The following is a 23,984-nucleotide window of genomic DNA, read 5'->3' on the forward strand; positions in this document are numbered from 1 at the left end:
GCCTCTGGGCCCGGGCCGCGCGGGCCCGCCCCGGCCCCCGCCGCCCCCCCCCCCCCGGGCGCGCCGCCCCCCCGGTCTGGGGCCCCCGCGGGGGCCCCCCCCCCCCCCCCCCACGCCCGGTTCTGCCGGCCGAGCGCCTTGATGTGCGCCCGGTCCAGGCGGTGCTGGTCCCGACGGCGGTGCCGGTCCTGCTCCTTCTCCTTCTTGTCCTCACGCACCTCGTCCACGGCCTCGTCGAGGGTGCGCACCCCCTCCAGCAGCATGAGCGACCAGGCGCCGAAGGTCTCCCGGGGGGCCCGCATCCAGCGGACCATCCGGATCTGCGGCAACGGCCGCGGGATCAGGCCCTGTTCGCGCAGTGCGGCCCGGCGGGTCTGCTTGAGGGCCCGGTCGAAGAGCACGGCCGCCGAGAGGGACATTCCGGAGAAGAACTGCGGAGCCCCGTCGTGGCCCGCGCCGCGCGGGGCGTGCACCCAGTTGAACCAGGCGGCCGCGCCGGCGAACAGCCAGACCAACATGCGGGAGCCGAGGGCCGCGTCACCGTGGCTGGCCTCGCGGACCGCGAGCACCGAGCAGAACATGGCGGCGCCGTCGAGCCCGAAGGGCACCAAGTACTCCCAGCCTCCGGAGAGGTTGAGGTTCTGCCGGCCGAAGCCGACCAGTCCGTGGAAGGAGAGCGCGGCGGCCACCGCCGCGCAGCAGAAGAGCAGGACGTAGGAGGCGGTCCCGTAGACGGCCTCCTTGCGCCGCCGCCGCTCCTCGCTGCGCTCCCAGCTGTCCTCGGCCGCCGCGGCCTTCTCGCCTTCGCGCTTGCCCCGGGCCAGTACCGCCACTGCCGCAAGTACGCCCAGGATCAGCAGGCTGCCGGGCAGCAGCCAGTCCAGCGATATGTCGGTCAGTCTCATGCGGATGTCCCTTGCCTCGCGTATGCGGCTGTGTCGGCTTGTGGCCGGTGCGGCTTTCCGGGCGCCATAGTGGCGCAGGCGGTGGCGGGCACACGCGGGTTTCGGGGCAAGTGGACGCCATCGGGGGGCGGAGCCCGCCGGATAGGGTGTTGCGGGTCGAACTGCCGTGTGGGCGTGCGGGGTTGAGTTCGATTCGCGGTCAGTCGGAAGGGTGGGTTCGGATGGCGGAGACGGCTGTGCGGTGTCCTCGGTGCGAGGAGCCGCTCGTGAAGCTGAGGAAGCGGCTGCGGCGGCGGCCCGACACGCTGTGGTGGGAGTGCGCGTCCTGCGGCTGGCTCGGCCACCAGTGGACCGGCCCGGACGCGGCCCTGAAGGAGATCCACCGCTACGAGGGCGACGACGCCCTGTGCCCGTGGTGCGGTGACGACGACATGGCGATGGAGGAGGGCCCCGAGGACGTCCGGGCGGACGGGGTGCCGGGCCGGTGGATGACCGACATGTGCCTGTCCTGCGGCCGGGTCGGGGCCTGGTTCCGCGGGGTGTCGGGGGAGCGGCTGGTGTGGCCCTTCGGGCTGCTGGCCCCCTGGATGATCAGCCGGCCGCGGCCGTCAGACGGGTGACGCGCTCCGCGTCGCAGGTGCGCGGGCAGGTGACGCAGGTGTCCTCGGGGCGGATCGTGTAGAGGAAGCAGCAGCCGGCCCGGTCGCGGGTGGCCAACTCCCGGCCGCCCGGGCCGTGGAGGGTACGGAATCCCGCGCCGCCGGTGTACGGGGCCGTCGCGCCGGGGAGCAGCAGCTCCAGCTCGCGCACGGCCCGCCGTTCCTCCGCCTCGCCGAGCAGGTGGCCGAGGTGCCAGAGGCTCTCGACGACCTCGTCGGTCGCCATGGCCCACAGCGCGCGCCGCCCGCGCCGCATGCGCGGGCCGAAGCCTTCCAGCACGGGAGTCAGGTGCTGGGCCACCGCGGCCCGGACCTCCTCGCGCAGCGCCTCCTCGTCGGGCACGACCCGGGCCCCGGGGAGGGCTGCCGCCGGATCGTCCGGCAGGCAGGCGAAGGGCTCCACGCGCACGGCCATCCGCCCGTCGGTCCGGTGGAAGGCCACGCGGTCCGGGGGGAGCAGGGGCACCCGGCGGTCCAGGAACCAGGGCATGGTGATCAGCAGGCACGCGGGCCACGCGTACCGGTGCAGCCCGAAGCCGGCCACCACGTCGGGCCGCGCCCGGTGCCCGTAGTCCCTGAGCACCTGGGCCTCGTCCCAGGCGAGGAAGGCGTCCAGGGCCTCGCCGCCCGCCGCGAGTTCTTCCGCGCCGACCCACCCCGCACCGCGAGGGGAGGGTTCGTGCGCGGCGAGCTCGGTGACGCGCAGTCCGCCGTAGGCCCCGGACAGTCGCGCGTAGGCATCCGCCACCGGAGAGCCGGCCGGGGCGGCCGTGACGGTCAGCACGGGCATGGGGGCCACCGAATCACACGATCGTTAACAGGTAAGCCTTACCTTATCTGATCTCTTGGGGGTTCGGGATATTCTCTGGTCAGGTCTAGACCCGTAGGAGGACCGAGTGCGGAACACGGCCCGAGCCCGGGTACCGGAACAAGAAACACGGAAGGTGCTGCGCCATTCGGTGCGCGGCCAGATCCTCGCGGCCCTGCGCACGGCGCTGGTCGACGGCGACCTCGTGCAGGGGGAGATCTACTCCGGCCCGGCACTGGGAGAGCGGTTCGGGGTCTCCGCGACCCCCGTCCGCGAGGCGATGCAGCAGCTGGCGCTGGAGGGGGCCGTCGAATGCCTCCCGAACCGGGGCTTCCGGGTCCTGCCCCGGACCCAGGACCAGCTGGCGGAACTGGCCGAGGTCAGGGCGCTGCTCGAAGTCCCGGTGATGCTGGAGCTGGCCCGTACGGCCGAGGCCGGGGTCTGGGCCGCGATGCGCCCGGCGGCGGCCTCGGCGGCGGAGGCGGCGGCCTCGGGGGATCTCGCCCGGTACGCGGAGGCGGACCGGGCGTTCCACCGCGCGGTCCTGGCCCTGTCGGGGAACTCGCAGCTCCTGCTGGTCACCGACGACGTCCACCGCCGGGCCCGCTGGCCGGTCTCGGGCCCCACCCGGTTCCCCCGGGCGGACCTCCCTGCGGACGCGGCGCAGCACACGGCGATGCTCGACGCCCTGTCGGCGGGGGACCTCCCGCTGGCGGAGTCCCTGATCCGCGACCACTTCGCGTCGCCGGCCCGCGCTGCGGCCGGGCTCTCGCGGGTCGGGCTCTGACGGCAGGGCCCTGGCGATCGGCCCTGACGACCGGGTCTGACGGCCGGGTCTGAGTGCCGGGCCCCCGAGGGGGCCCGGCCCGGGTTCAGCCCGTCGGGGCCGGCTGGAGCTGGTCGGCCAGCCAGGTCGGGATGCCGCCCAGGAGGTGGAACAGCCGGCGGGCCTCCGCGCGCAGGCGGGTGGCCTCCGGTTCGGGTTCCGCTTCGGCCAGGGCCGCCAGTGCCGGGGCCGTGCCCACCAGGAAGCCCAGGTCCTCCCGGATGCGGAGGGATTCCGCGAAGCCCTGGCGGGCCTCGGCCACCTCGCCGTCCCGCAGGGCCAGCGCGGCCAGGTGGCGCCAGGTGAAGGACAGCAGCAGGGTGTCGCCGTGGGCGACCGCCCCCGCGTGGGCCCGGCGGTACGCCGGAAGGGCCGACTGGGGGGCGTCCGCGAGGTGCTCCGCGACCAGCCCGCGCCGGAAGTCCAGCAGCGGGCGGGTCCGGGACCCCGGGGACAGCAGGGCCGCCGCACGGCCCAGTGCGGAGCGGGCCTCGTCCGCGCGGTCCCGTACGCCCAGCACGGTCGCCGCGTAGGCCAGGTGGCCCCGTTCGCAGGCGGCCGCGCCGCGGTCGTCGTCCTCGTGGGCGACGGCTTCGGCCACCCGCAGCGCGTCCTCCGCCTCGGCCCAGCCCTGCCCGGTGAACAGGCAACGCTCGACCAGCAGCGAGGTCCGCTGCACGGCGGCTCCGGCATCGTGCGTGTGCGGCGTCAGCAGGGCCGCCGCGTCGGTCCAACAGCCGCGCGAGCGCAGCCGCCATATCGCCCGCTGGAGGGGGTCGTCTCCCCCGGTAGTTCCGGCACCGGACATGGCGGTTTCCGCCACATTGCCCTCCCCAAAGCAACCAAGCAGCACGTCGTTGAGCCCTGGGGCGAAATGAGAGCACGGATCAGCGGCTCCGGCCAAGGGGTCGGGTGAACTCTTTCACAAAGTCCGGACGGATCATCAGCCGCCCCTGCCCGACCCCGGGATGCCCCGGAAAGGGATCTTCTCAGCTCATCCGCAGTGCCAGGAAGAAGTCGAGCTTGTCCTCCAGCCGGGACAGGTCCCGCGCCGTCAACTGCTCGATTCGCCCGACCCGGTACCGCAGCGTGTTGACGTGCAGGTGCAGCCGCGTCGCGCAGCGGGTCCACGAGCCGTCGCAGTCCAGGAACGCTTCGAGGGTGGGAATGAGCTCCGCCCGGTGGCGGCGGTCGTAGTCCCGCAGCGGGTCCAGCAGCCGGGCCGTGAAGGCGCGGCGGACGTCGTCCGGCACGAACGGCAGGAGCAGGACGTGCGAGGCGAGCTCGTGGTGGCCTGCCGCGCAGACCCGGCCCGGACGGGCCGCCGCGACGCGGCGGGCGTGCCTGGCCTCCTCCAGGGCCCCGCGGAGCCCCTCGGCGGAATGCACGGCCGCGCTGACGCCCAGCGTGAGCCGGCCGTCGTCGGCGAGCCCGGCCGCGAGGGGGTCCCGTACGGCCGCGAGGAGCGTCTCGGCGTGCAGGGCGGTGTCGGGGCCCTTCTCGTCCCCGGGCTCACCGGCGGGCGCGGGCAGCGGTACGAGGGCGATCGCCTCGTCCCCGGCGTGCGCGACGGCGATCCGGTCCGAGGGCTCCGGACCGGAGACCGAGGGGTCTACGAGGATTTCCTCCAGCAGCGACTGGGCGACGGGTCCGCCGGGGATGTCCCCGCCGTCCCAGTCCACCCGGGCCACGACGACCTGCCAGTGCGGGGCGGTGCCCAGCCCCGGCAGCAGCACCGGCGCGGCCACCCGCAGGCGGGCGGCGATCTCGGCGGGCGGGGCGCCCGTCTGGACCAGCTCCAGCACCTCCTGGGCGAGCCGGCGGCGCACCGTACGGGCGGCGTCGCGGCGGTCCCGCTCGACGGCGATCAGCTGGGTGACGCCCTGGAGCAGGTCGAGCCGCTCGGCCGGCCAGTCGCCCGCGTCGGCCTCGACGGCCAGCAGCCAGTCCGAGAGCACGCTCTCGCGCACGTCCCGGGAGGCCGGACCCGCAGGTCCCCGGCCGTGTCCCCTGATCGGGAAGAGGGAGTAGGTAATACCCTGGATGGAGATCCGGTGGGGCCCCCGTCGGCCCGTCCGGACCGCCGCGAGGTGTTCACTCGCCAGCGCCGCGCACACGCCCGGCGCCAGCGGTTCGCCCGCCCCGGCGATCTGCCGGCCGGTGGGCGAGAGCACCCAGGCCCGGAGATCGAGGTCAGTGGTGAGCAGATCGAGCACCACGTCGGGTCCACCGCCCGCCGGCCCGGAGGTCATGAGCCGTCGGTGGCGGTCCACGACGGCCGCCAGATCGCCCGCCCGCTCTCCCGAAACCTGCCGAACCACGTATTCGGTGATCGTGGCGAATGCAACGTCCTCGTTCACAGCGAACAGCGGAAGACGGTTGCGCAGACAGGCCGAGACCAGGTCGTCGGGGATGTCACCCAGCTCCGCCTCGCCGGCGGCGAGGCCCGCCACGCCGGCGCTCGCGAGGATTCGTACGAACGGCTCGGAATCGGCCGAATTTCGTCTCCATGCCAGGCCAGTGAGGACGAGTTCGCCCCCGGAGAGGTACCGGCTGGGATCGCGCAGGTCGGTCGTCATGACCCCGCGGACCGTCCGGTCGAGTTCGTCCTCGCCGCCGAGCAGCCGCAGCCCCAGCGCCTCGGTTTCCAGCAGTGCGCGCAGCCGCATGGTGTCGCCGCCGATCTGTCTCGAATGTTGCCGTTGGAAATCGGGCAGGTCGTCGCATCCTGCCTTTCATACGAATCTACAAGACGAGGGAGGGCGCCAGCCAACTCCTTCATGGTTTCGGTGACTGCACCCGGGGGACGGGCGGCTTGTGTACTGAGTCCACACCGCGTTAACAGCACGTGAACGACCGGTCGAGGGCCCTTGGGCCTCCTGGCTTGAAGTGAACGGCCCGATTACGAAGAAGAGAGCCGCACATGGACTTCCTTCGCCCCGCAAGCTGGGAGGAGGCGCTCGCCGCTAAGGCCGAGTTCCCCACAGCTGTGCCGATCGCTGGTGGCACCGATGTGATGGTCGAGATCAACTTCGATCACCGTCGGCCGGAGTACCTCCTCGACCTGAACCGCATCGGTCTGCTGCGGGAGTGGGAGGTCGGCGAGGACGTCGTCCGTCTGGGCGCCTCCGTCCCGTACACGCAGATCATGGAGAACCTCCGCACGGAGCTTCCGGGACTCGCGCTCGCCTCGCACACGGTCGCGTCCCCGCAGATCCGCAACCGCGGCGGTGTCGGCGGCAACCTCGGTTGCGCTTCGCCGGCCGGCGACTCCCACCCCGCGCTGCTCGCGGCGGGTGCCGAGGTCGAGGTCGAGTCCGTACGCGGCTCCCGGCTGATCCCGATCGACGAGTTCTACACCGGCGTCAAGCGCAACGCGCTGGCCGCGGACGAGCTCATCAAGACCATCCACGTGAAGAAGGCGGACGGTCCCCAGCAGTACTCCAAGGTCGGCTCCCGCAACGCGATGGTCATCGCGGTCTGCGCGTTCGGCCTGGCGCTGCACCCCGAGACGCGCACGGTCCGCACCGGCATCGGTTCGGCCGCGCCGACCCCGATCCGGGCGAAGGCCGCGGAGGAGTTCCTGAACGCGGCGCTCGAAGAGGGCGGCTTCTGGGAGTCCGGCCAGATCATCACCCCGTCGATCGCCAAGCAGTTCGGTGAGCTCGCTTCCGGCGCGGCCAACCCGATCGACGACGTCCGCGGCACGGCGAAGTACCGCCGCCACGCGGTCGGCATCATGGCTCGCCGCCAGCTCATCTGGACGTGGGAGCAGTACCGCGGTTCGAACAACGGCCGCTCGCTCGAAGGGGCTGCGTAATCATGCGCGTCAATTTCACTGTCAACGGCCGTCCGCAGGAAGCCGACGACGTCTGGGAGGGCGAGTCCCTTCTCTACGTCCTGCGCGAGCGCATGGGTCTGCCGGGTTCGAAGAACGCCTGTGAGCAGGGCGAATGCGGTTCCTGCACGGTCCGTCTCGACGGCGTGCCGGTCTGTTCCTGCCTGGTCGCGGCCGGTCAGGTCGAGGGTCGCGACGTCGTGACCGTCGAAGGCCTGGCGGAGTTCGCCAAGCAGCGTGACGAGCACGGCCACGGCGGTGCCTGCGGCACCGGAGGCGGCTGCGGCAGCAAGGGCGGCGTCTCCCTGGACGCGGCCAAGCAGTGGCAGGCCAAGCCGGGCGACTCGCAGACGGGCGAGGGCGTGGAGCTCTCCAACGTCCAGCAGGCGTTCATCGACGCCGGCGCCGTCCAGTGCGGTTTCTGCACCCCGGGTCTGCTGATCCAGGCGGACGCGCTCCTGGAGGAGAACCCCTCCCCGTCCGACCAGGACATCCGTGAGGCCCTGTCCGGCAACCTCTGCCGCTGCACGGGCTACGAGAAGATCCTCGACGCGGTCCGCCTCGCGGCCGCCCGTCAGGGAGAGGCGGTCTGACCATGGCTCAGAACACCCGCACCGCGCCCGCCGGCACGCCGACGAACGTCACCCAGAACCACAACAAGGGCGGCATCGGCGAGTCCATCCTGCGTCCTGACGGCACCCTCAAGGTCACCGGAGAGTTCGCGTACTCCTCGGACATGTGGCACGAGGACATGCTCTGGGGCCAGACCCTGCGCAGCACCGTCGCCCACGCCGAGATCGTCTCCATCGACATCTCCGAGGCGCTCGCCATGCCCGGCGTGTACTCGGTCCTGACGTACGACGACCTGCCGGCCGAGATGAAGAACTACGGCCTGGAGATCCAGGACACCCCGGTTCTCGCCAACGGCCGGGTGCGTCACCACGGTGAGCCGGTCGCCCTCGTGGCCGCCGACCACCCGGAGACCGCCCGCCGCGCGGCCGCCAAGATCAAGATCGACTACCGTGAGCTGCCGCTCGTCACGGACGAGGCCTCCGCCCTCGCCGAGGGCGCGCCGCTGATCCACGAGGGCCGCACCGACCACCACATCGGCCACGTCCCGCACCCGAACATCGTGCACCGCCAGCCGATCATCCGCGGCAACGTGGAAGAGGCCCGCAAGCGCGCCGACGTCATCGTCGAGGGGGAGTACACCTTCGGCATGCAGGACCAGGCCTTCCTCGGCCCGGAGTCCGGTCTGGCCGTTCCCACCGAGGACGGCGGCGTCGAGCTGTACGTCGCCACCCAGTGGCTGCACTCGGACCTCCAGCAGATCGCCCCGGTCCTGGGCCTGCCGCCGGAGAAGATCCGGATGACGCTCTCGGGCGTCGGCGGCGCCTTCGGCGGCCGTGAAGACATCTCGATGCAGATCCACGCCTGCCTCCTGGCCCTGGCCACGAACAAGCCGGTCAAGATCGTCTACAACCGCTTCGAGTCCTTCTTCGGCCACGTGCACCGTCACCCGGCGAAGCTCTACTACGAGCACGGCGCCACCAAGGACGGCAAGCTCACGCACATGAAGTGCAAGATCGTCCTGGACGGCGGCGCGTACGCGTCCGCTTCCCCGGCGGTCGTGGGCAACGCCTCCTCGCTCTCGGTGGGTCCGTACGTCCTGGAGGACGTGGACATCGAGGCGATCGCGCTCTACACGAACAACCCGCCCTGTGGCGCGATGCGCGGCTTCGGCGCCGTCCAGGCCTGCTTCGCCTACGAGGCCCAGATGGACAAGCTCGCGGCGAAGCTGGGCATGGACCCGGTCGAGTTCCGCCAGCTCAACGCCATGTCTCAGGGCACGGTCATGCCGACCGGCCAGGTCGTGGACGCTCCGGCACCCGTCGCCGAGCTGCTGCGCCGGGTCAAGGCCCGCCCGCTGCCGCCCGAGCGCCAGTGGGAGACGGCCGGCGAGGGCGCGGACGTCCGCGCACTGCCCGGCGGCCTCTCCAACACCACCCACGGTGAAGGCGTCGTCCGGGGCGTCGGCTACGCGGTCGGCATCAAGAACGTCGGCTTCTCCGAGGGCTTCGACGACTACTCGACCGCCCGCGTGCGCCTTGAGGTCATCAACGGCGAGCCCGTCGCGATGGTCCACACGGCCATGGCGGAGGTCGGTCAGGGCGGTATCACCGTCCACACGCAGATCGCCCGTACCGAGCTGGGCGTCACGCAGGTGACCATCCACCCGGCCGACACGCAGGTCGGCTCCGCCGGTTCCACGTCCGCCTCCCGGCAGACGTACATGACCGGTGGCGCCGTGAAGAACACCTGTGAGGCCGTCCGCGAGGCGCTCCTGGAGATCGGCCGCCGCAAGAACGGCTCGTACCACCCCGCGTGGGCCACGGCCGAGCTGCTGCTCGAAGGCGGAAAGGTCGTCACCGACGGCGGCGAGGTCCTCGCGGACATCGCCGACATCCTGGAGGACGAGGCGATCGACCTCGAACTCGAGTTCCGTCACGCGCCGACCGAGCCCTTCGACCTGGTCACCGGCCAGGGCAACGGCCACGTCCAGTACACCTTCGCCGCGCACCGCGCGGTCGTGGAGGTGGACACCGAGCTCGGCCTCGTCAAGGTCGTCGAGCTGGCGACCGCCCAGGACGTCGGCAAGGCGCTGAACATGCTTTCCGTGGTCGGCCAGATCCAGGGTGGTACCACTCAGGGCCTGGGCGTCGCGATCATGGAAGAGATCATCGTGGACCCGAAGACCGCGAAGGTGCGCAACCCCTCCTTCACGGACTACCTGATCCCGACCATCCTCGACACCCCGACCATCCCGGTCGACGTCCTGGAGCTCGCCGACCCGAAGGCCCCGTACGGCCTGCGCGGCATGGGCGAGGCCCCGACCCTCTCGTCCACCCCGGCCGTCATCGCGGCGATCCGGGCGGCGACCGGTCTGGAGATCAACAAGACGCCGATCCGTCCGGAAGCCCTCACCGGCACCCTCTAGGACGGAGTGGTCCGGGGGGCGCCCCCGTATTACCAACACCACACACCGACGCCGCCGCTCCGCCCCCCCGCCCGCCCCCGGCGCGGGGGGGGGGGGGGGGGGCCCCCCCCCCCCCCCCCCCCCACAGATTTCCGGGCGGTGTGACACGGGAACGTCACAATTCCAGCCGCACCGCCCGGAGCAGTAAGTCCGGAGTCATCAGGGCCGCACCGCTCGCGGTCAGTTTTCACCGGCAGCACCCCAGCAGGACCAGCAAACCAGCAGGACCAGCAAAACCGGCAGGACCAGCAAAACCAGCAGTAACCCCGGGTAGCACCCATCACCCCCTGGTGTCTCCCCCAGTACCGCGAACCCCCGCAGTACCCGCAGTACACGCAGTGCACATCTCGCGTCGCCTCGGGCCGTCACCCCGGGTCGTGCAGCCAACGCAGTTTCCCAAATCCCGTGTCTCCAATCTTTATGCGGGTGCCCCTTTGAACCTTGGGAGTTAGGCACCATGACCCAGTCCTCTGTGGAGCCGAAGACGAGTGCGGAAGAGGCCGGCGACGGCTCTCCCTCCGCCGGAGCGTCTTGGCTCGACCGGTACTTCTTCATATCGCAGCGTGGATCCAAGATCGGCAACGAAGTTCGTGGCGGTATCACGACCTTCATGGCCATGGCTTACATCCTCCTGCTGAACCCTCTGCTCCTCTCGGGCAAGGACGTCGCCGGCCACACCATGGCCGCTTCGGCGATCATCACCGCCACGGCGTTCGCCGCAGCCGTCACGACGCTCCTCATGGGCTTCGTCGGCAAGGTCCCGCTCGCGCTCGCCGCCGGTCTCTCCGTATCCGGCGTGCTGGCCTCGCAGGTAGCCCCCCAGATGACCTGGCCGCAGGCCATGGGCATGTGCGTGGTCTACGGCGTCGTGATCTGTCTCCTGGTCGTCACCGGCCTCCGAGAGATGATCATGAACGCGATCCCGCTGGCGCTCAAGCACGCCATCACCATGGGCATCGGCATGTTCGTCGCCCTCATCGGCCTGGTGAAGGCCGGCTTCGTCGGCCGGGGGCCGGAGTTCGGTCCCCCCGTTCAGCTCGGCTCCGTCGGTGAACTCGCCGGCTGGCCCGTCCTGATCTTCTGCATCACCCTGCTCACCATCTTCATGCTGCAGGCACGCAAGGTCCCCGGCGCGATCCTGATCGGCATCGTCGGCGGAACCGTTCTGGCCGCCATCGTGAACGCCGTGGCGGACATCGACCCGAAGGCCTGGAAGAGCGGCCCGCCGGAGCTGACCGGCTCCGCGGTCTCGATGCCGGACTTCTCGCTCTTCGGCCACGTCTCGTTCGGCGGCTGGGGCGACGTCGGCTACATGACGGTCGGCATGATCGTCTTCACCCTGGTGCTCGCCGGCTTCTTCGACGCGATGGCCACCATCATCGGCGTCGGCACCGAGGCCAAGCTCGCCGACGACAAGGGCCGCATGCCGGGTCTGTCCAAGGCGCTGTTCATCGACGGTGCCGGTGGCGCCATCGGTGGCATCGCGGGTGGCTCCGGTCAGACCGTGTTCGTCGAGTCGGCCACCGGCGTGGGCGAGGGCGCCCGCACGGGTCTCGCCTCCGTCGTCACCGGCCTGTTCTTCGCCGCCTGCCTCTTCTTCACCCCGATCACGCAGATCGTCCCGGGTGAGGTCGCCTCCGCGGCCCTGGTCGTCATCGGCGCGATGATGATGCAGAACGCCCGCCACGTGGACTGGGCCGACAGCGCGACCGCGATCCCGGTCTTCCTGACCGTCGTGATCATGCCGTTCACCTACTCGATCACCGCTGGTGTCGCCGCTGGTGTCATCTCCTTCGTCGCCATCAAGATCGCTCAGGGCAAGGCCCGTGAGATCGGCGGCTTCATGTGGGGTCTGACCGCGATCTTCGTGGTCTTCTACGCCCTGCACCCGATCGAGGGCTGGCTCGGGGTCGGCTGATCCCGCCGGACCTGATCGGTAGTACGTAACCGCACCCTCCACGTATCCGATACTGGAAACCGAATCCTTCCGAGGAGGCCGCAATGCTGGACATCGCCGAAGAACTCAACCGGTGGGTCGAGCAGGGACGCGACTTCGCCGTCGCCACGGTCGTGGCGGTGGGCGGCAGCGCTCCCCGGCAGCCCGGAGCGGCCCTCGCCGTCGACGGCGAAGGCACGGCCATCGGTTCGGTTTCCGGTGGATGCGTGGAGGGCGCGGTGTACGAGCTGTGCCGGCAGGCGCTGGAGGACGGCGAGACCGTCCGCGAGCGCTTCGGCTACAGCGACGACGATGCCTTCGCGGTAGGTCTGACCTGCGGCGGGATCATCGACATCCTGGTCACCCCGATCCCCGTGGACTCTCCCGTACGGGAGGTGTTCGCGGCCGCGCTGGCCGCCGCGGCCCGGGGGGAGGCGGCGGCGGTCGCGCGGATCGCCGAAGGCCCGGCCGAACTGCTGGGCCGCGCCGTACTCGTCCGCGGGGAAGGCGGCCACGAGGGCGGCTTCGGCGGACACCCCGAGCTGGACCGCACCATCGCCGACGAGGCCCGCGCCATGCTCGACGCCGGCCGGACCGGCGTGCTGGAGATCGGCGCGGACGGCCGGCTCTGCGGAGAGCCGCTCAAGGTGCTGGTCGAGTCCAGCGTCCCGCCGCCCCGGATGATCGTCTTCGGCGCCATCGACTTCGCGTCCGCCCTGGTGCGGATCGGCAAGTTCCTCGGCTACCGGGTGACCCTGTGCGACGCGAGGCCCGTGTTCGCCACGCGGAACCGTTTCCCCGAAGCGGACGAGATCGTGGTCGACTGGCCCCACCGCTACCTGGAGGAGCAGGCCGAAGCCGGCGTCCTCGACGGCCGGACCGTCCTGTGCGTGCTCACCCACGATGCCAAGTTCGACGTCCCGCTCCTCGAACTGGCCCTCAAGCTTCCCGTCGCCTACGTCGGCGCCATGGGCTCCCGCCGCACCCACGAGGACCGCAACAAGCGGCTCCGCGAGGTCGGCGTGACCGAGATCGAACTGGCCCGGTTGCGTTCCCCGATCGGCCTGGACCTCGGCGCCCGCTCCCCGGAGGAGACCGCGCTGTCCATCGCCGCCGAGATCGTCGCCAACCGGCGCGGCGGTACGGGCGTGGCCCTGACCGGCGCGCACATCCCCATCCACCCGGACCTCTCGAAGACGGTGATCAGCAGGATCGGTTCCGTCGCTTGAAGCGCCGGCGGCGCTGACCGCGCCGGCGAGCTGTGACACGGTGGCGAGCTGTAACACGGTGAGAAAGGGCGCGACCCGCGAGGGTTGCGTCCTTTCGGCGTTGGGCCTATTTTACCCGCCGGTAACAGCGTCTCCCCGCAACGGAGTTGACCGGATGTCTGCCACTCCCTTACGTACCCGCCGCGCCCTGTCGGCCATGGCGGGCCTGGCCGCCCTGATCGCCGCCGCCCTGGTGACGGGTCCCGTGCCCGCGGCGGGCGCCGAGGCCGCCGGCCCGGGGCTGCGCGAGGTGCTGTTCGTGGGCAACAACTGGGAGGGCACCGCCGATGTCCTCGCCTCCACCGGGGACCTCGCCAAGGTGGGCCGGATCAATGTGATCCCCGACAAGGAGGAGCGGCTCCGGGAGATCTACCTCAACCCCGTGAAGCTCGGCTACTTCCTGGGCATCCGGGCCACGGCGGGTGAAGGTCACGACCAGTTCGTGGACGACATGTACACCACCCCCGACGGCTCCGCCGTCGTCGCCTCCCGCCCCAGCTTCGCCGACGTCGTCTCCATCGACGTGCGGACCGGCCGGATCAACTGGCGCTTCCCGGTGGCCGGTTACCGGGCCGACCACATGGCGGTCTCCCCGGACGGCACGCGCGTGGCCGTCTCCGCGTCCACCGCCAACACCGTGCACGTCCTCGACATCGCGAGCGGGCGCCAGGTCGGCTCCTTCGCCACCGGCGACAAGCCGCACGAGAACACCTTCACCCAGGGCGGCCGCTTCCTGTGGAACAGCTCCATCGGTGACGTGACCTCCGCCCTCGACGCGCCCTGGCTGGACTGGACGAAGGGCGACCGGAAGATCACCGTCGTCGACGCGCAGACCTTCCGCACGGTCCGGGTGATCGACATGCGCGCACGCCTCGACGCGTTCGGGCGCTCCGACCTCTCCGACGCGGTGCGCCCCATGTCCTTCAGTCCCGACGAGTCGAAGCTGTACTTCCAGGTGTCGTTCTTCAACGGGTTCGTCGAGTACGACGTGGCCGCCGACCGGATCACCCGGGTCAAGACCCTCCCCGTGAACCCGGCCACCAGCACCGACCGCACCACCTGGGTCAACGACTCCCGGCACCACGGCATGTCCATGAGCCCCGACGGGGCCAAGCTCTGCATCGCGGGGACCATGGACGACTACGCGACGGTCGTGGACCGGGCCACCCTGGAGCCGGGTCCCCTGGTGCCGGCCGTCAAGCCGTACTGGGCCACCGTGGACGGCGACGGGGCCGGCTGTGTGATCTCCGAGAGCGGCGCCGACCGGGTGACGGCCATCGACTTCGCCACCGGCGCCAAGCGGGTCTCCGTACCCGTCGGCGACCACCCGCAGCGCGTGCGGCTCGGGCACGTTCCGGCCGGCTGGACCGGGCCGACGGCGCCCTGACCGGCAAACGGGGTCATTTTGAGGTGACTGGTCCGCGATGACCTATTAGTCTCCCGATCATGGTGGACATTCGCGAGGTGCCCGAGTCCGATATCGACCGCGCTCTGGAGCTCGCGTACCTGGTCTTTCACGACCGGCCCGAGAAGGAGGCGCGCGAACGCCACCACGACATGCTCCTCCACTGCACGCGCATCGGTGCCTACGACGGGCAAGCGCTGGTCGGCTTCATGGCCGCGCACGACTTCCGGCTCTCGGTGCCCGGGGCGGACCTGCCCTGCCCCGGGCTCACCTTCGTCTCCGTTTCCCCCACCCACCGCCGCCGGGGCGTGCTGACCTCCCTCATGGGCGAGATGCTGCGCCGGGCCGGGGCGGCGGGCAGCCCGATCGCCGCCCTGTGGGCCTCCGAGGCCGCCATCTACGGGCGCTTCGGCTACGGCAGCGCCACCCAGGGCGCCACCATCGAGATCGACTCCACCCGGCCGCTGGCCCTGCGCATCGAAGCGGACCGGCGGCCGCTGCGCCTGGTCGATCCCGAGGAGGCGGTCGCCGTGATCGGCCCGTACCACGAGGCGGCCCGTGCGACCCGGGCCGGCCGGCCGACCCGGGGCGAGTGGCGGTGGACCGAGGAATGGTTGACCGAACAGGACGAGGAGGACGAGGAGTTGAGCCCGCCCCGGATCATCGTCCTGGGGGAGCCGGGCGAACCGGTCGCGGGCTACGTCCTCTACCGCACCAAGCCCGAGGACGACAGCGGTCCCTCCCGCACCCCGGGCGAGGTCCAGGTCTACGAGCTGGAGGCGGACACCCCGACGGTGGCCGCCGCGCTGTGGGAGTGCCTGGCCTCCCTCGACCTCACCGGCCGGGTCCGCGCGTGGGGCCGCCCGGCCGACGACCCGCTGCTGCACTTCGCCGCCGACCGGGACCAGGTCAGGGTCACCGCCGCGTTCCCCGCGCTCTGGCTGCGGCTCGTCGACGTAGGGGCGGCGCTGACCGGCCGGTCGTGGGCCGCGCCCGTGGAACTCGTACTGGAACTGACCGACGTACGGCTGCCCGCGAACGCGGGGCGGTTCCGGCTGAAGGCGGGGCCGCACGGGGCGGCGTACGAGCCCGCCGACGGGCAGGACCCGGATCTGACCCTGGACGTACGGGAGCTCGCGGCCTGCTACCTGGGCGGGACCCGGGCCGTCGAGCTGGTCGCGGCCGGGCTGGTGGCGGAGCACGCCCCCGGCGCGGCGGCAGCCCTGGACGCGGGGCTGCGCACCGTGCTGCTGCCGCACACGGCGGACGAGTTCTAGAGCTGGGGCGCGGCGGGGGCGGGCAGCGAGATCCGGGCAGCCGACATGCCGAAGGCAGAGCTCAGGACGCCGGTGGAGATCCCGTCACCCAGCCGGTGGAGGTCCTCCTCACGGTAACGCCTGGTCTTCTCGTGCCAGTTGAGGATTCCGGCGAGCCAGTCCTTCAACTCGCCCACGTACGCGTCGAGTCCGGCCCGTGCCCCCGCGTCCAACTGCCAGTCCTCGTAGAGCAGCGGCAGCTGGTTCGCCACGATGTGTTCGAACTCCTCGGTGCGCTGCGTCATCAGCGAGTGGCAGATGTGCAGGGCCTCGGGGTAGCCGATGTCGAAGAAGTTGCGGGTGACGAGCACGTAGTTGTGGACCTCGCCCTCGACCTCCACCTCCTTCTGATAGGAGAAGACGTCGTTCATCAGGCAGGCGGCGTCGGCGGCCGCGTTCTCCAGGGAGCGGATGGTGCCGGAGGCGTAGATCTCGTCGGGAATGCCCCGGCCCGCCTGTCCGAGCCGGCACAGGTACATGGTGAGGTGGGAGCCGAAGGTGTGGCGGCGCATCTCGGCGTAGTCCACCGGGTCGGGGATGCGGTTCTGGATCTGGTTCTCCATCTCCCACAGCCAGCTCTCCAGCATGTTCACGAGCGTGGCCCGGAACTCCGCCCGGACCCCGGGGGACATGTCCTGGCTGGTGCGCACCCACAGGTCGCCGAGGGAACGTTCCATCGCGGTCGCTGCCTGCGCCTGCTCTGCGTGGTCCACCGGGATCATGGCGATGAGCCGGGCGGTGGTGGCCTTGGCGGCCGGCAGGTTCTTGGCCTGCGCGAAGACCACCGGGTAGTAGTCGTCCCCGTACGTGCCCCAGGTCAGCCAGCAGGCGTTGAGGGCCAGGGCCTCGGGGGTGGCGTCGGGGTCGATGCCGGCCGAGCAGAGCGCGAAGTCGTAGCCGCGCAGTTTCTCCTCGTTCCAGATCGCCGAGCCGGGGTCCCCGGGCTGCGGGTGGACGAGCCCCATCTCCCGGGCCCACGCGACGGATTCCTCGCGGGCGCGGGCGTGGTGCGGGCTGAGGGTGAGCGGGAACGGCATGTAGACGTCCGGGACGACGGACGGGCCGGTGTGCTCGAAGGGGACGTGGGTGAAGGAGCGGCGGCGCAGTTCCAGGGCGCGCGGGGCGAGGATCGAGCGCAGGTCGAGGGCGGTGGTGCCGAGGCCGGAGGGCAGGAAGGGCAGGGTGAGCGGGGCGGTGGGGCGGGCCTCCTCGTTCATGTACCGGCTGGAGACCATGTGCCATTCGTGGCCGCCGGACTGCCAGTCCTGGAGGCCCTTGGCGTAGGCGAGGACGGCGCCGATCTCCGCCGGGGTCATGGCCCGGTCGGCGAAGAGCTGGGGGAGTTCGGTCAGTGCGGTCTGCTCGAACTGGTGGAGCCGGGAGGTGAGGAGGTCGTTGGAGGCTTCGGCGGCCTCCTGGGTGGTGCAGCCGAGGAAGGTCTCCAACACCAAGACTGCGTTGGAGAGTTCGCCCTCGTCGGTGACCTCTCGCTGGTAGGAGAAGATGTCGTTCCTGATGTGCACGGCATCGGCGAAGGCGTCGCGCAGCACCCCGAGCGGACGGGACCGGGCGACCCGCGCCGGGATCTCGGCGGAGACGTACTCGATGAGCCCGGCCGACCAGGGGGCGCCGCCCACCTTGCGGCGCATCTCGATGTATTCGAGGGGGTTGGCTACCCGCCCGATGTCGATGTTGGCGAGTTCCCACATGGACTCGTCGAGGAGGTTCCTGGTGGATTCGGAGAACCGTTCCCTCCAGTCCATCGTCATCGCGGGGACGGTACGGGCCCACAGGTCGGCGAGGCCCGCTTCCACGGGATTGGTGGCCTCGGGGAATCCATCGGCCAGGTCCATGGGCATGAAGGCGCCGAGCCGGTCGAGGTAGGCCTTGGCGCCCGCGCGGTCCTGGGAGCGTTTGTACATCTCCAGGAAGTGGTCGTCGAAGAAGAACACCCACACGTACCAGTCGGTGACCAGGGACAGTGCTTCGCCGTCGCAGTCGGGGTGGGTGTACGAGCACAGCAGGGCGTAGTCGTGCGAGTCGAGGTCGCTCTCCTCCCAGACGCCGGAGCCTTCCAGCATCCCGAAGGCGCGGGCCCACTTCTTGGTGTGGGCCCTGGCGTTCTCCAGGTGGGGGTTCAGTCGCGCCGGATAGGGCACGTAGAAATCCGGCAGTTGGAACGGCTGCGTCACGGCGGGGTGGGCCTTTCGTCTGTCTGTCTCGGTAAGCACGAGATCAACAGCTGGCTACCCGTGGCGCCGGTGGGATAAGGGGGAGTTCACTTCATCAGGTGACACGGGTGCCGTTCCGCGGCGCGTGGGGCCGTTGGCAAGTAGAGGGGTGGGGGAGGCGGCCGGGGAAGGGGGTGCCCGCCCGGTGCCGTCCCGCTCCCCTCCCCGGTGCGGGCCTCAGGCCCCGGCGGACTTGCGCCGGTCGAACGCCGGGTAGAACTTGCGCAGCAGGCCGGAGGTCTCCGTGAAGTCGAGCTGGCCCGGGGCGGAGCTGGCGCCGAAGAAGGAGTAGGTGATCAGCGACCCGAGGGCCGGGAAGAAGACGCGCGAGACGGCGCCGGTCGCCCCCATGGCGATGACGATCAGCCGGGTCCCGTCGGCCCCGGCGCGCAGCAGCAGAGAGGCCAGCCGTCGTACGTCGCTCTCGGACTCCACCATGGTCGACACCTTGACCACGTCGGCGCCGGCGCCCTTCGCCTCGTCGATGACGGCCTGGAGTTCCTCGGTGGCCGGGGTGAATTCGAAATTGTGGTACGAGACGATCGTCACCGTGTCGTGCGCGCGGGCCGCCTCGATCACGCCGGTCAGGATTTCCCTGGACGAAAGCTCGATGTCCACGGCCTGGACCCGGGGAGCGAGGGCGCGGAAGAGATCGAGGCGCTCGGCCTCGGTGCCCTTCCAGTCGCCGCCTTCGAGCGGGGAGCGGAGCGTGGCCAGGACCGGCAGGGCCTTGAACGCGTCCACCTGCGCCAGGACATGTGCCGTGTCGGTCCGCGCGTACCGGTCGACGCGCAGCTCGGCGACGTCCACGCCGGCCGCCTGCGCCTCCTGCGCGCGCAGTTCGGCGTCAGAGTCGTCGAAGCTGACGGCCACCAGCGGAATCCCGCCGTCCAGAAGTGCCCGCATTGAATTCATTTCCTGGTCACTGCCTTTTCGATTCCGATTCGATTCCGATAACGGACGCGGCGGATTATACGCGGAATCGGTATCGGCGAGACGGGCCGCCCGCCCCTTGGTCGCGGGGCGGGCGGGCGCGCGCCCGCGCGAAGGTGCTGGTGTCGCAGCGCGGGATGCTTGTCCGATTGTTCTAGGTTTGCGCCATCGGTACAGATTTCGACGTTCCGGGAGGGACAATCATGGCGATCGAACTCGACAAGGTGCTGGACAAGGCGTGGGCCGACAAGCCGCTCGCGGAGGTGCTCGCGGCCCCGGTCGCCGCGCTCAAGGGCGTCACCGACAAGGACGGCGAACTGCTCCTGGAGGCGTTCGGCGTGAAGACCGTCGCCGACTTCGGCCAGCTGAAGTTCGCGCGTTGGGCGCACGCTCTGGTGCTGCTGAACCAGACGACCAAGCTGTAGGGCCTCCTCGGCCGGGCCGGCCCGGCTACCCGACGGGCCTCAGGTCCCCGCCGGGGTGGGCCGTGCGCCAGGCCGCGATGGCAAGGTCCCAGTCCTCGCCCGTCAGGGCGGTGAGGGAAGCGGGGAAGAGGCCGTCCTCCTCCTTCGCGATGTGCTGGTGGAGCTCCTCCACCGCGCGGCGCAGCGCGGCGACGTCCGCCGGATCCGTCAGGTCCGCGCGGGAGAGGAAGGCCGCCAGCTCCCGGTGGTCCCCGACCAGGGCCGCGATGTACCCCGCGTACTCGGGGTCCTGCTCCATGACCGCGAACAGGCCGTCCTCCTCGCCCTTCCAGTGGGCGAGGAGGACGGCCGTCATGTCCGCCACGAGGGCCCCGGCCCTCGCGATGTCCCCGGAGTCCAGGGCGCGCAGGGCATCGCCCGCCGCGTCCGTCACCGCCTCGTGCTCGGCGATGAACTCCTTGATCAGGGGGATCTCACGGCAGCCGCAGTAGTGGCACATGCGGCCAGTGTGATCCAGGCGCGAGCCGGTTACTCGCTTTCGCCTTCGAGGTTGCCCTCCGTGTCCAGGTACACCTGGCGCAGCGCCTCCAGCACCTGCGGGTCCGGCTTCTCCCACATGCCGCGGGACTCCGCCTCCAGCAGCCGCTCCGCGATCCCGTGCAGGGCCCAGGGGTTGGCCTCCTCCAGGAAGGCGCGGTTCTCCGGGTCCAGGACGTACGTCTCGGTCAGCTTGTCGTACATCCAGTCCGCCACCACGCCGGTCGTGGCGTCGTAGCCGAAGAGGTAGTCCACCGTGGCGGCCAGCTCGAAGGCGCCCTTGTAACCGTGGCGGCGCATCGCCTCGATCCACTTCGGGTTGACCACACGGGCACGGAAGACCCGGGAGGTCTCCTCCACCAGCGTGCGCGTCTTGACCGTCTCCGGGCGGGTCGAGTCGCCGATGTACGCCTCGGGGGCCGTGCCGCGCAGCGCGCGGACGGTGGCCACCATGCCGCCGTGGTACTGGAAGTAGTCGTCCGAGTCGGCGATGTCGTGCTCGCGGGTGTCCGTGTTCTTCGCCGCGACCGTGATCCGCTTGTAGGCGGTCTCCATCTCCTCGCGCGCCGGGCGCCCTTCGAGACCCCGGCCGTACGCGTACCCGCCCCACACCGTGTAGACCTCCGCGAGGTCGGCGTCCGTGCGCCAGTCGCGGGAGTCGATCAGCTGGAGGATGCCCGCGCCGTACGTACCCGGGCGCGAGCCGAAGATACGGGTGGTCGCGCGCCGCTCGTCACCGTGCACGGCCAGGTCCGCCTGCGCGTGGGCCCGTACGAAGTTGTCCTCCGCGGGCTCCTCCAGCGAGGCCGCCAGCCGTACCGCGTCGTCCAGCAGGCCGATGACGTGCGGGAACGCGTCGCGGAAGAAGCCCGAGATGCGCAGGGTGACGTCGATGCGCGGGCGGCCGAGCTCGGCGAGCGGGATCGGCTCCAGGCCGGTCACGCGGCGCGAGGCCTCGTCCCAGACCGGGCGCACGCCCAGCAGCGCCATGGCCTCGGCCACGTCGTCGCCCGAGGTGCGCATCGCGCTCGTGCCCCACAGGGACAGGCCCACGGAGGCGGGCCATTCGCCGTTGTCCGTGCGGTAGCGGGTCAGCAGCGAGTCGGCCAGCGCCTGGCCGGTCTCCCACGCCAGGCGGGAGGGGACGGCCTTGGGGTCGACCGAGTAGAAGTTGCGGCCGGTCGGCAGCACGTTGACCAGGCCGCGCAGCGGGGAGCCGGAGGGGCCCGCCGGGACGAAGGCACCGTCCAGCGCGCTGACCACGTGGGCGATCTCGTCGGTGGTGCCGGCCAGGCGCGGGACGACCTCGCGGGCCGCGAAGTCCAGTACGGCCGCCACGTCCGCCGAGAAGCCGGCGGCGACCGAAGCCACCGCCTCCGGGGCCCAGTTCGCGTCCTCCATCGCCTGGACCAGCGCGCGGGCCTGCTCCTCCGCCTCGTCGGCGGTGGTACGGGTGGCCGCGGACTCGTCCAGGCCGAGCGCCTCGCGCAGACCCGGGAGCGCCGTCGTGCCGCCCCAGATCTGGCGGGCGCGCAGGATCGCGAGGACCAGGTTGACGCGGGCGTCGCCGGTCGGGGCGCCGCCCAGGACGTGCAGGCCGTCGCGGATCTGGGCGTCCTTGATCTCGCACAGCCAGCCGTCGACGTGCAGCAGGAAGTCGTCGAAGCCGTCGTCGTCCGGACGCTGCTCCAGACCCAGGTCGTGGTCCAGCTTCGCCGCCTGGATCAGCGTCCAGATCTGCGCGCGGATGGCCGGCAGCTTGGCCGGGTCCATCGCCGAGATCTGGGCGTACTCGTCCAGGTGCTGCTCCAGCCGCGCGATGTCTCCGTACGACTCCGCGCGCGCCATCGGCGGCACCAGGTGGTCGACCAGGGTGGCGTGCACGCGGCGCTTGGCCTGGGTGCCCTCGCCCGGGTCGTTGACCAGGAACGGGTAGATGAGCGGCAGGTCGCCGAGTGCGGCATCGGGCGCGCAGGCCGCCGACAGGCCGGCGTTCTTGCCCGGCAGCCATTCCAGGTTGCCGTGCTTGCCCAGGTGGATCATCGCGTCGGCGCCGAAACCGCCGTCCTCGGCGCGGGCCTGGATCCAGCGGTACGCGGCCAGGTAGTGGTGCGAGGGCGGCAGGTCCGGGTCGTGGTAGATCGCGATCGGGTTCTCGCCGAAGCCGCGCGGAGGCTGGATCAGGATCAGCAGGTTCCCGCGGCGCAGGGCCGCCAGGACGATGTCGCCCTCCGGGTTGGCCGAGCGGTCCACGAACATGTTGCCCGGGGCCTCGCCCCAGTGCTGCTCGACGCTTTCGCGCAGCTCGGCGGGGAGCTCGGCGAACCAGCGCTTGTAGTCGGCCGCCGGGATGCGGACCGGGTTGCGGGCCAGCTGCTCCTCGGTGAGCCAGTCCTGGTCGTGGCCGCCGGCCTCGATCAGGGCGCGGATCAGCTCGTCGCCGTCACCGGAGACCAGACCCGGGACGTCCTCCACGGGGCCGAAGTCGTAGCCGCCCGCGATGAGCGTGCGCAGCAGCTCCACGGCGCTGGCCGGGGTGTCGAGGCCGACCGCGTTGCCGATGCGGGAGTGCTTGGTGGGGTACGCGGAGAGGACCAGCGCGATCTTCTTGTCGCGGCGCTCGATGTGCCGCAGCCGGGCGTGGCGCACGGCGATCCCGGCCACGCGGGCGGCCCGCTCGGGGTCGGCGACGTAGGCGGGCAGACCGTCCTCGTCCAGCTCCTTGAAGGAGAACGGGACGGTGATCAGACGGCCGTCGAACTCCGGGACGGCGACCTGGGTGGCGGCGTCGAGCGGGGACAGCCCCTCGTCGTTCTCCTCCCAGGCGCTGCGCGAACCGGTCAGGCACAGGGCCTGGAGGATCGGCACCCCGAGGCCGGCCAGCGCGCCCGCGTCCCAGGACTCGTCGTCACCGCCCGCCGAGGCGGTGGCGGGCTTGGTGCCGCCGGCGGCCAGGACGGTCGTGATGACCGCGTCCACGGACTCCAGCTCGGCGATCAGCTCCGGCTCCGGCGTGCGGAGGGAGGAGACGAAGAGGGGGAGCGGCTGGGCCCCGTGGGCCTCGATCGCCTCGCAGAGCGTGTGGACGAAGGCGGTGTTGCCGCTCATCTGGTGCGCGCGGTAGTACAGCACGGCGACCCGCGGGACTGCCTCACGCGGGGCCTGCCGCGCGGTGCGCTCCAGCGGGCCCCAGGTGGGCGAGGCGGCCGGGGGCTCGAAACCGTGGCCGGTCAGCAGCACGGTGTCGGAGAGGAAGCGCGCCAGCTGGTCCAGGTTGGCCGGCCCGCCGTGGGCGAGGTAGCCGTGGGCCTCGGCGGCGATGCCGATCGGGACGGTGGAGGCCTCCATCAGCTGCGCGTCGGGGGCCTGTTCGCCGGTCAGGACGACCACCGGACGGGTCTGGGACGGGGCGAGGAGCAGATCCAGGCCGTCCTGCCAGGCACGCAGGCCCCCGAGGAGGCGTACGACGACCAGGTCGACGCCGTCGAGGAGACCGGGGAGGTCGTCGAGGGGAAGGCGGGAGGGGTTCGCGAACCGGTACGGGACGGGGCCGTCCGCCGTGTTCGCGGCGCGAGCGCTGAGCAGATCGGTGTCGGACGTCGACAGCAGCAGGATCATGCGGCGGCAGGCCTTCCTCGGGGTTTCCGCGCCCCGGGCAGTGAGGACGGCGGGAGTTCCTGACTCATCCGGCGGCCGGCTGGCCTCGCGGATTCACAGTGGCGGGACCGCGCCGGATTCGCACCGGGCTTCCTCCCATGTCGCCGTCCTCGGCGATGGGGGGGGGGGGGGGGGTGGGGGGGGGGGGTGTGTGGGGGGGGGGGGGGGTGGGTGGGGGGGGGGGGGGGGGCGGGACGGGGGTT

At 71.5% G+C, this 23,984-nt stretch carries 18 protein-coding genes and 1 riboswitch; of the genes, 10 read left to right on the plus strand and 8 right to left on the minus strand.

Annotated elements, in window-relative coordinates:
• The coding region (locus tag ACFXDJ_RS14135) for a DUF2637 domain-containing protein (protein WP_384849104.1) at window positions 1-905 on the minus strand (905 nt) is incomplete at its 3' end.
• A 266-nt stretch (window positions 906-1,171) separates the two neighbouring features.
• On the opposite strand from ACFXDJ_RS14135, the gene ACFXDJ_RS14140 reads away from it, so the two are divergent.
• Window positions 1,172-1,525, plus strand: a complete 354-nt coding sequence (locus ACFXDJ_RS14140; protein ID WP_384652540.1) for a hypothetical protein — start codon at window positions 1,172-1,174, stop codon at window positions 1,523-1,525.
• On the opposite strand, the gene ACFXDJ_RS14145 is transcribed toward ACFXDJ_RS14140, so the two are convergent.
• Window positions 1,497-2,354, minus strand: coding sequence for a (2Fe-2S)-binding protein (locus tag ACFXDJ_RS14145; protein WP_384652542.1), 858 nt, complete (start codon window positions 2,352-2,354; stop codon window positions 1,497-1,499). The genes ACFXDJ_RS14140 and ACFXDJ_RS14145 overlap by 29 nt on opposite strands.
• Before the next feature lie 154 nt (window positions 2,355-2,508).
• On the opposite strand from ACFXDJ_RS14145, the gene ACFXDJ_RS14150 reads away from it, so the two are divergent.
• A complete protein-coding gene (locus tag ACFXDJ_RS14150) occupies window positions 2,509-3,159 on the plus strand; it encodes a GntR family transcriptional regulator (RefSeq protein ID WP_384652544.1) in 651 nt (216 codons plus the stop codon).
• A gap of 85 nt (window positions 3,160-3,244) precedes the next feature.
• Here the strand turns inward: ACFXDJ_RS14150 and ACFXDJ_RS14155 are convergent, their stop codons facing one another.
• On the minus strand, window positions 3,245-4,021 hold the full coding sequence (locus ACFXDJ_RS14155; protein ID WP_384652545.1) for a hypothetical protein: 777 nt from the start codon (window positions 4,019-4,021) through the stop codon (window positions 3,245-3,247).
• A gap of 166 nt (window positions 4,022-4,187) precedes the next feature.
• Window positions 4,188-5,867: a PucR family transcriptional regulator gene (locus ACFXDJ_RS14160; protein WP_384652547.1), complete on the minus strand. Its 1,680-nt coding sequence runs from the start codon at window positions 5,865-5,867 to the stop codon at window positions 4,188-4,190.
• Window positions 5,868-6,121: 254 nt separating this feature from the next.
• Between ACFXDJ_RS14160 and ACFXDJ_RS14165 the strand changes: the two genes are divergently transcribed.
• From ACFXDJ_RS14165 to ACFXDJ_RS14195, 7 genes are all read left to right on the plus strand, one after another.
• On the plus strand, window positions 6,122-7,018 hold the full coding sequence (locus ACFXDJ_RS14165) for an FAD binding domain-containing protein (protein WP_384652550.1): 897 nt from the start codon (window positions 6,122-6,124) through the stop codon (window positions 7,016-7,018).
• A 2-nt stretch (window positions 7,019-7,020) separates the two neighbouring features.
• Window positions 7,021-7,629 carry a (2Fe-2S)-binding protein gene (locus ACFXDJ_RS14170; protein WP_384652552.1) on the plus strand — a complete coding sequence of 203 codons (609 nt, stop codon included), beginning with the start codon at window positions 7,021-7,023 and terminating at the stop codon, window positions 7,627-7,629.
• Window positions 7,630-7,631: 2 nt separating this feature from the next.
• Window positions 7,632-10,034, plus strand: coding sequence for a xanthine dehydrogenase family protein molybdopterin-binding subunit (locus ACFXDJ_RS14175; protein ID WP_384652554.1), 2,403 nt, complete (start codon window positions 7,632-7,634; stop codon window positions 10,032-10,034).
• A 496-nt stretch (window positions 10,035-10,530) separates the two neighbouring features.
• Window positions 10,531-11,991, plus strand: coding sequence for an NCS2 family permease (locus ACFXDJ_RS14180; protein WP_384659019.1), 1,461 nt, complete (start codon window positions 10,531-10,533; stop codon window positions 11,989-11,991).
• A gap of 83 nt (window positions 11,992-12,074) precedes the next feature.
• Window positions 12,075-13,238, plus strand: coding sequence for an XdhC family protein (locus ACFXDJ_RS14185; RefSeq protein WP_384659017.1), 1,164 nt, complete (start codon window positions 12,075-12,077; stop codon window positions 13,236-13,238).
• 154 nt (window positions 13,239-13,392) lie between these two features.
• Window positions 13,393-14,664 (plus strand): YncE family protein, encoded by a 1,272-nt coding sequence (locus tag ACFXDJ_RS14190; RefSeq protein ID WP_384659015.1) that lies wholly within the window; start codon window positions 13,393-13,395, stop codon window positions 14,662-14,664.
• A 59-nt stretch (window positions 14,665-14,723) separates the two neighbouring features.
• On the plus strand, window positions 14,724-15,959 hold the full coding sequence (locus ACFXDJ_RS14195) for a GNAT family N-acetyltransferase (RefSeq protein WP_384659013.1): 1,236 nt from the start codon (window positions 14,724-14,726) through the stop codon (window positions 15,957-15,959).
• Here the strand turns inward: ACFXDJ_RS14195 and ACFXDJ_RS14200 are convergent.
• Both ACFXDJ_RS14200 and aroD read right to left on the minus strand, forming a co-directional pair.
• A complete protein-coding gene (locus ACFXDJ_RS14200) occupies window positions 15,956-18,190 on the minus strand; it encodes a germacradienol/geosmin synthase (protein WP_384659011.1) in 2,235 nt (744 codons plus the stop codon). The two genes, ACFXDJ_RS14195 and ACFXDJ_RS14200, sit on opposite strands and share 4 nt — an antisense overlap.
• A 216-nt stretch (window positions 18,191-18,406) precedes the next feature.
• Entirely contained in the window at window positions 18,407-19,135 is a 729-nt protein-coding gene (gene aroD, locus ACFXDJ_RS14205) for a type I 3-dehydroquinate dehydratase (protein ID WP_384659008.1), read from the minus strand.
• 227 nt (window positions 19,136-19,362) lie between these two features.
• On the opposite strand from aroD, the gene ACFXDJ_RS14210 reads away from it, so the two are divergent.
• A complete protein-coding gene (locus ACFXDJ_RS14210; RefSeq protein WP_384659021.1) occupies window positions 19,363-19,587 on the plus strand; it encodes a hypothetical protein in 225 nt (74 codons plus the stop codon).
• Between the two features lie 25 nt (window positions 19,588-19,612).
• Here the strand turns inward: ACFXDJ_RS14210 and ACFXDJ_RS14215 are convergent, their stop codons facing one another.
• Window positions 19,613-20,086 (minus strand): hemerythrin domain-containing protein, encoded by a 474-nt coding sequence (locus tag ACFXDJ_RS14215; RefSeq protein ID WP_384659005.1) that lies wholly within the window; start codon window positions 20,084-20,086, stop codon window positions 19,613-19,615.
• A 29-nt stretch (window positions 20,087-20,115) separates the two neighbouring features.
• The gene (gene cobN, locus ACFXDJ_RS14220) at window positions 20,116-23,742 is read right to left on the minus strand and encodes a cobaltochelatase subunit CobN (RefSeq protein WP_384659003.1); all 3,627 of its coding nucleotides are present in this window, start codon (window positions 23,740-23,742) and stop codon (window positions 20,116-20,118) included.
• 53 nt (window positions 23,743-23,795) lie between these two features.
• A riboswitch (cobalamin riboswitch) is annotated at window positions 23,796-23,877 on the minus strand.
• Between the last annotated feature and the right edge of the window lie 107 nt (window positions 23,878-23,984).

The sequence above is a fragment of the Streptomyces sp. NPDC059443 genome (assembly GCF_042750105.1).
In the GTDB taxonomy this organism is placed as follows: Bacteria; Actinomycetota; Actinomycetes; order Streptomycetales; family Streptomycetaceae; genus Streptomyces.

Coding starts and splice junctions, on each gene's coding strand:
- ACFXDJ_RS14145 (WP_384652542.1), bottom strand. CDS start 2,354: ATGCCCGTGCTGACCGTCACGGCCGCCCCGGCCGGCTCTCCGGTGGCG.
- ACFXDJ_RS14160 (WP_384652547.1), bottom strand. CDS start 5,867: ATGCGGCTGCGCGCACTGCTGGAAACCGAGGCGCTGGGGCTGCGGCTG.
- ACFXDJ_RS14165 (WP_384652550.1), top strand. CDS start 6,122: ATGGACTTCCTTCGCCCCGCAAGCTGGGAGGAGGCGCTCGCCGCTAAG.
- ACFXDJ_RS14170 (WP_384652552.1), top strand. CDS start 7,021: ATGCGCGTCAATTTCACTGTCAACGGCCGTCCGCAGGAAGCCGACGAC.
- ACFXDJ_RS14175 (WP_384652554.1), top strand. CDS start 7,632: ATGGCTCAGAACACCCGCACCGCGCCCGCCGGCACGCCGACGAACGTC.
- ACFXDJ_RS14180 (WP_384659019.1), top strand. CDS start 10,531: ATGACCCAGTCCTCTGTGGAGCCGAAGACGAGTGCGGAAGAGGCCGGC.
- ACFXDJ_RS14185 (WP_384659017.1), top strand. CDS start 12,075: ATGCTGGACATCGCCGAAGAACTCAACCGGTGGGTCGAGCAGGGACGC.
- ACFXDJ_RS14190 (WP_384659015.1), top strand. CDS start 13,393: ATGTCTGCCACTCCCTTACGTACCCGCCGCGCCCTGTCGGCCATGGCG.
- ACFXDJ_RS14195 (WP_384659013.1), top strand. CDS start 14,724: ATGGTGGACATTCGCGAGGTGCCCGAGTCCGATATCGACCGCGCTCTG.
- aroD (WP_384659008.1), bottom strand. CDS start 19,135: ATGCGGGCACTTCTGGACGGCGGGATTCCGCTGGTGGCCGTCAGCTTC.
- ACFXDJ_RS14215 (WP_384659005.1), bottom strand. CDS start 20,086: ATGTGCCACTACTGCGGCTGCCGTGAGATCCCCCTGATCAAGGAGTTC.
- cobN (WP_384659003.1), bottom strand. CDS start 23,742: ATGATCCTGCTGCTGTCGACGTCCGACACCGATCTGCTCAGCGCTCGC.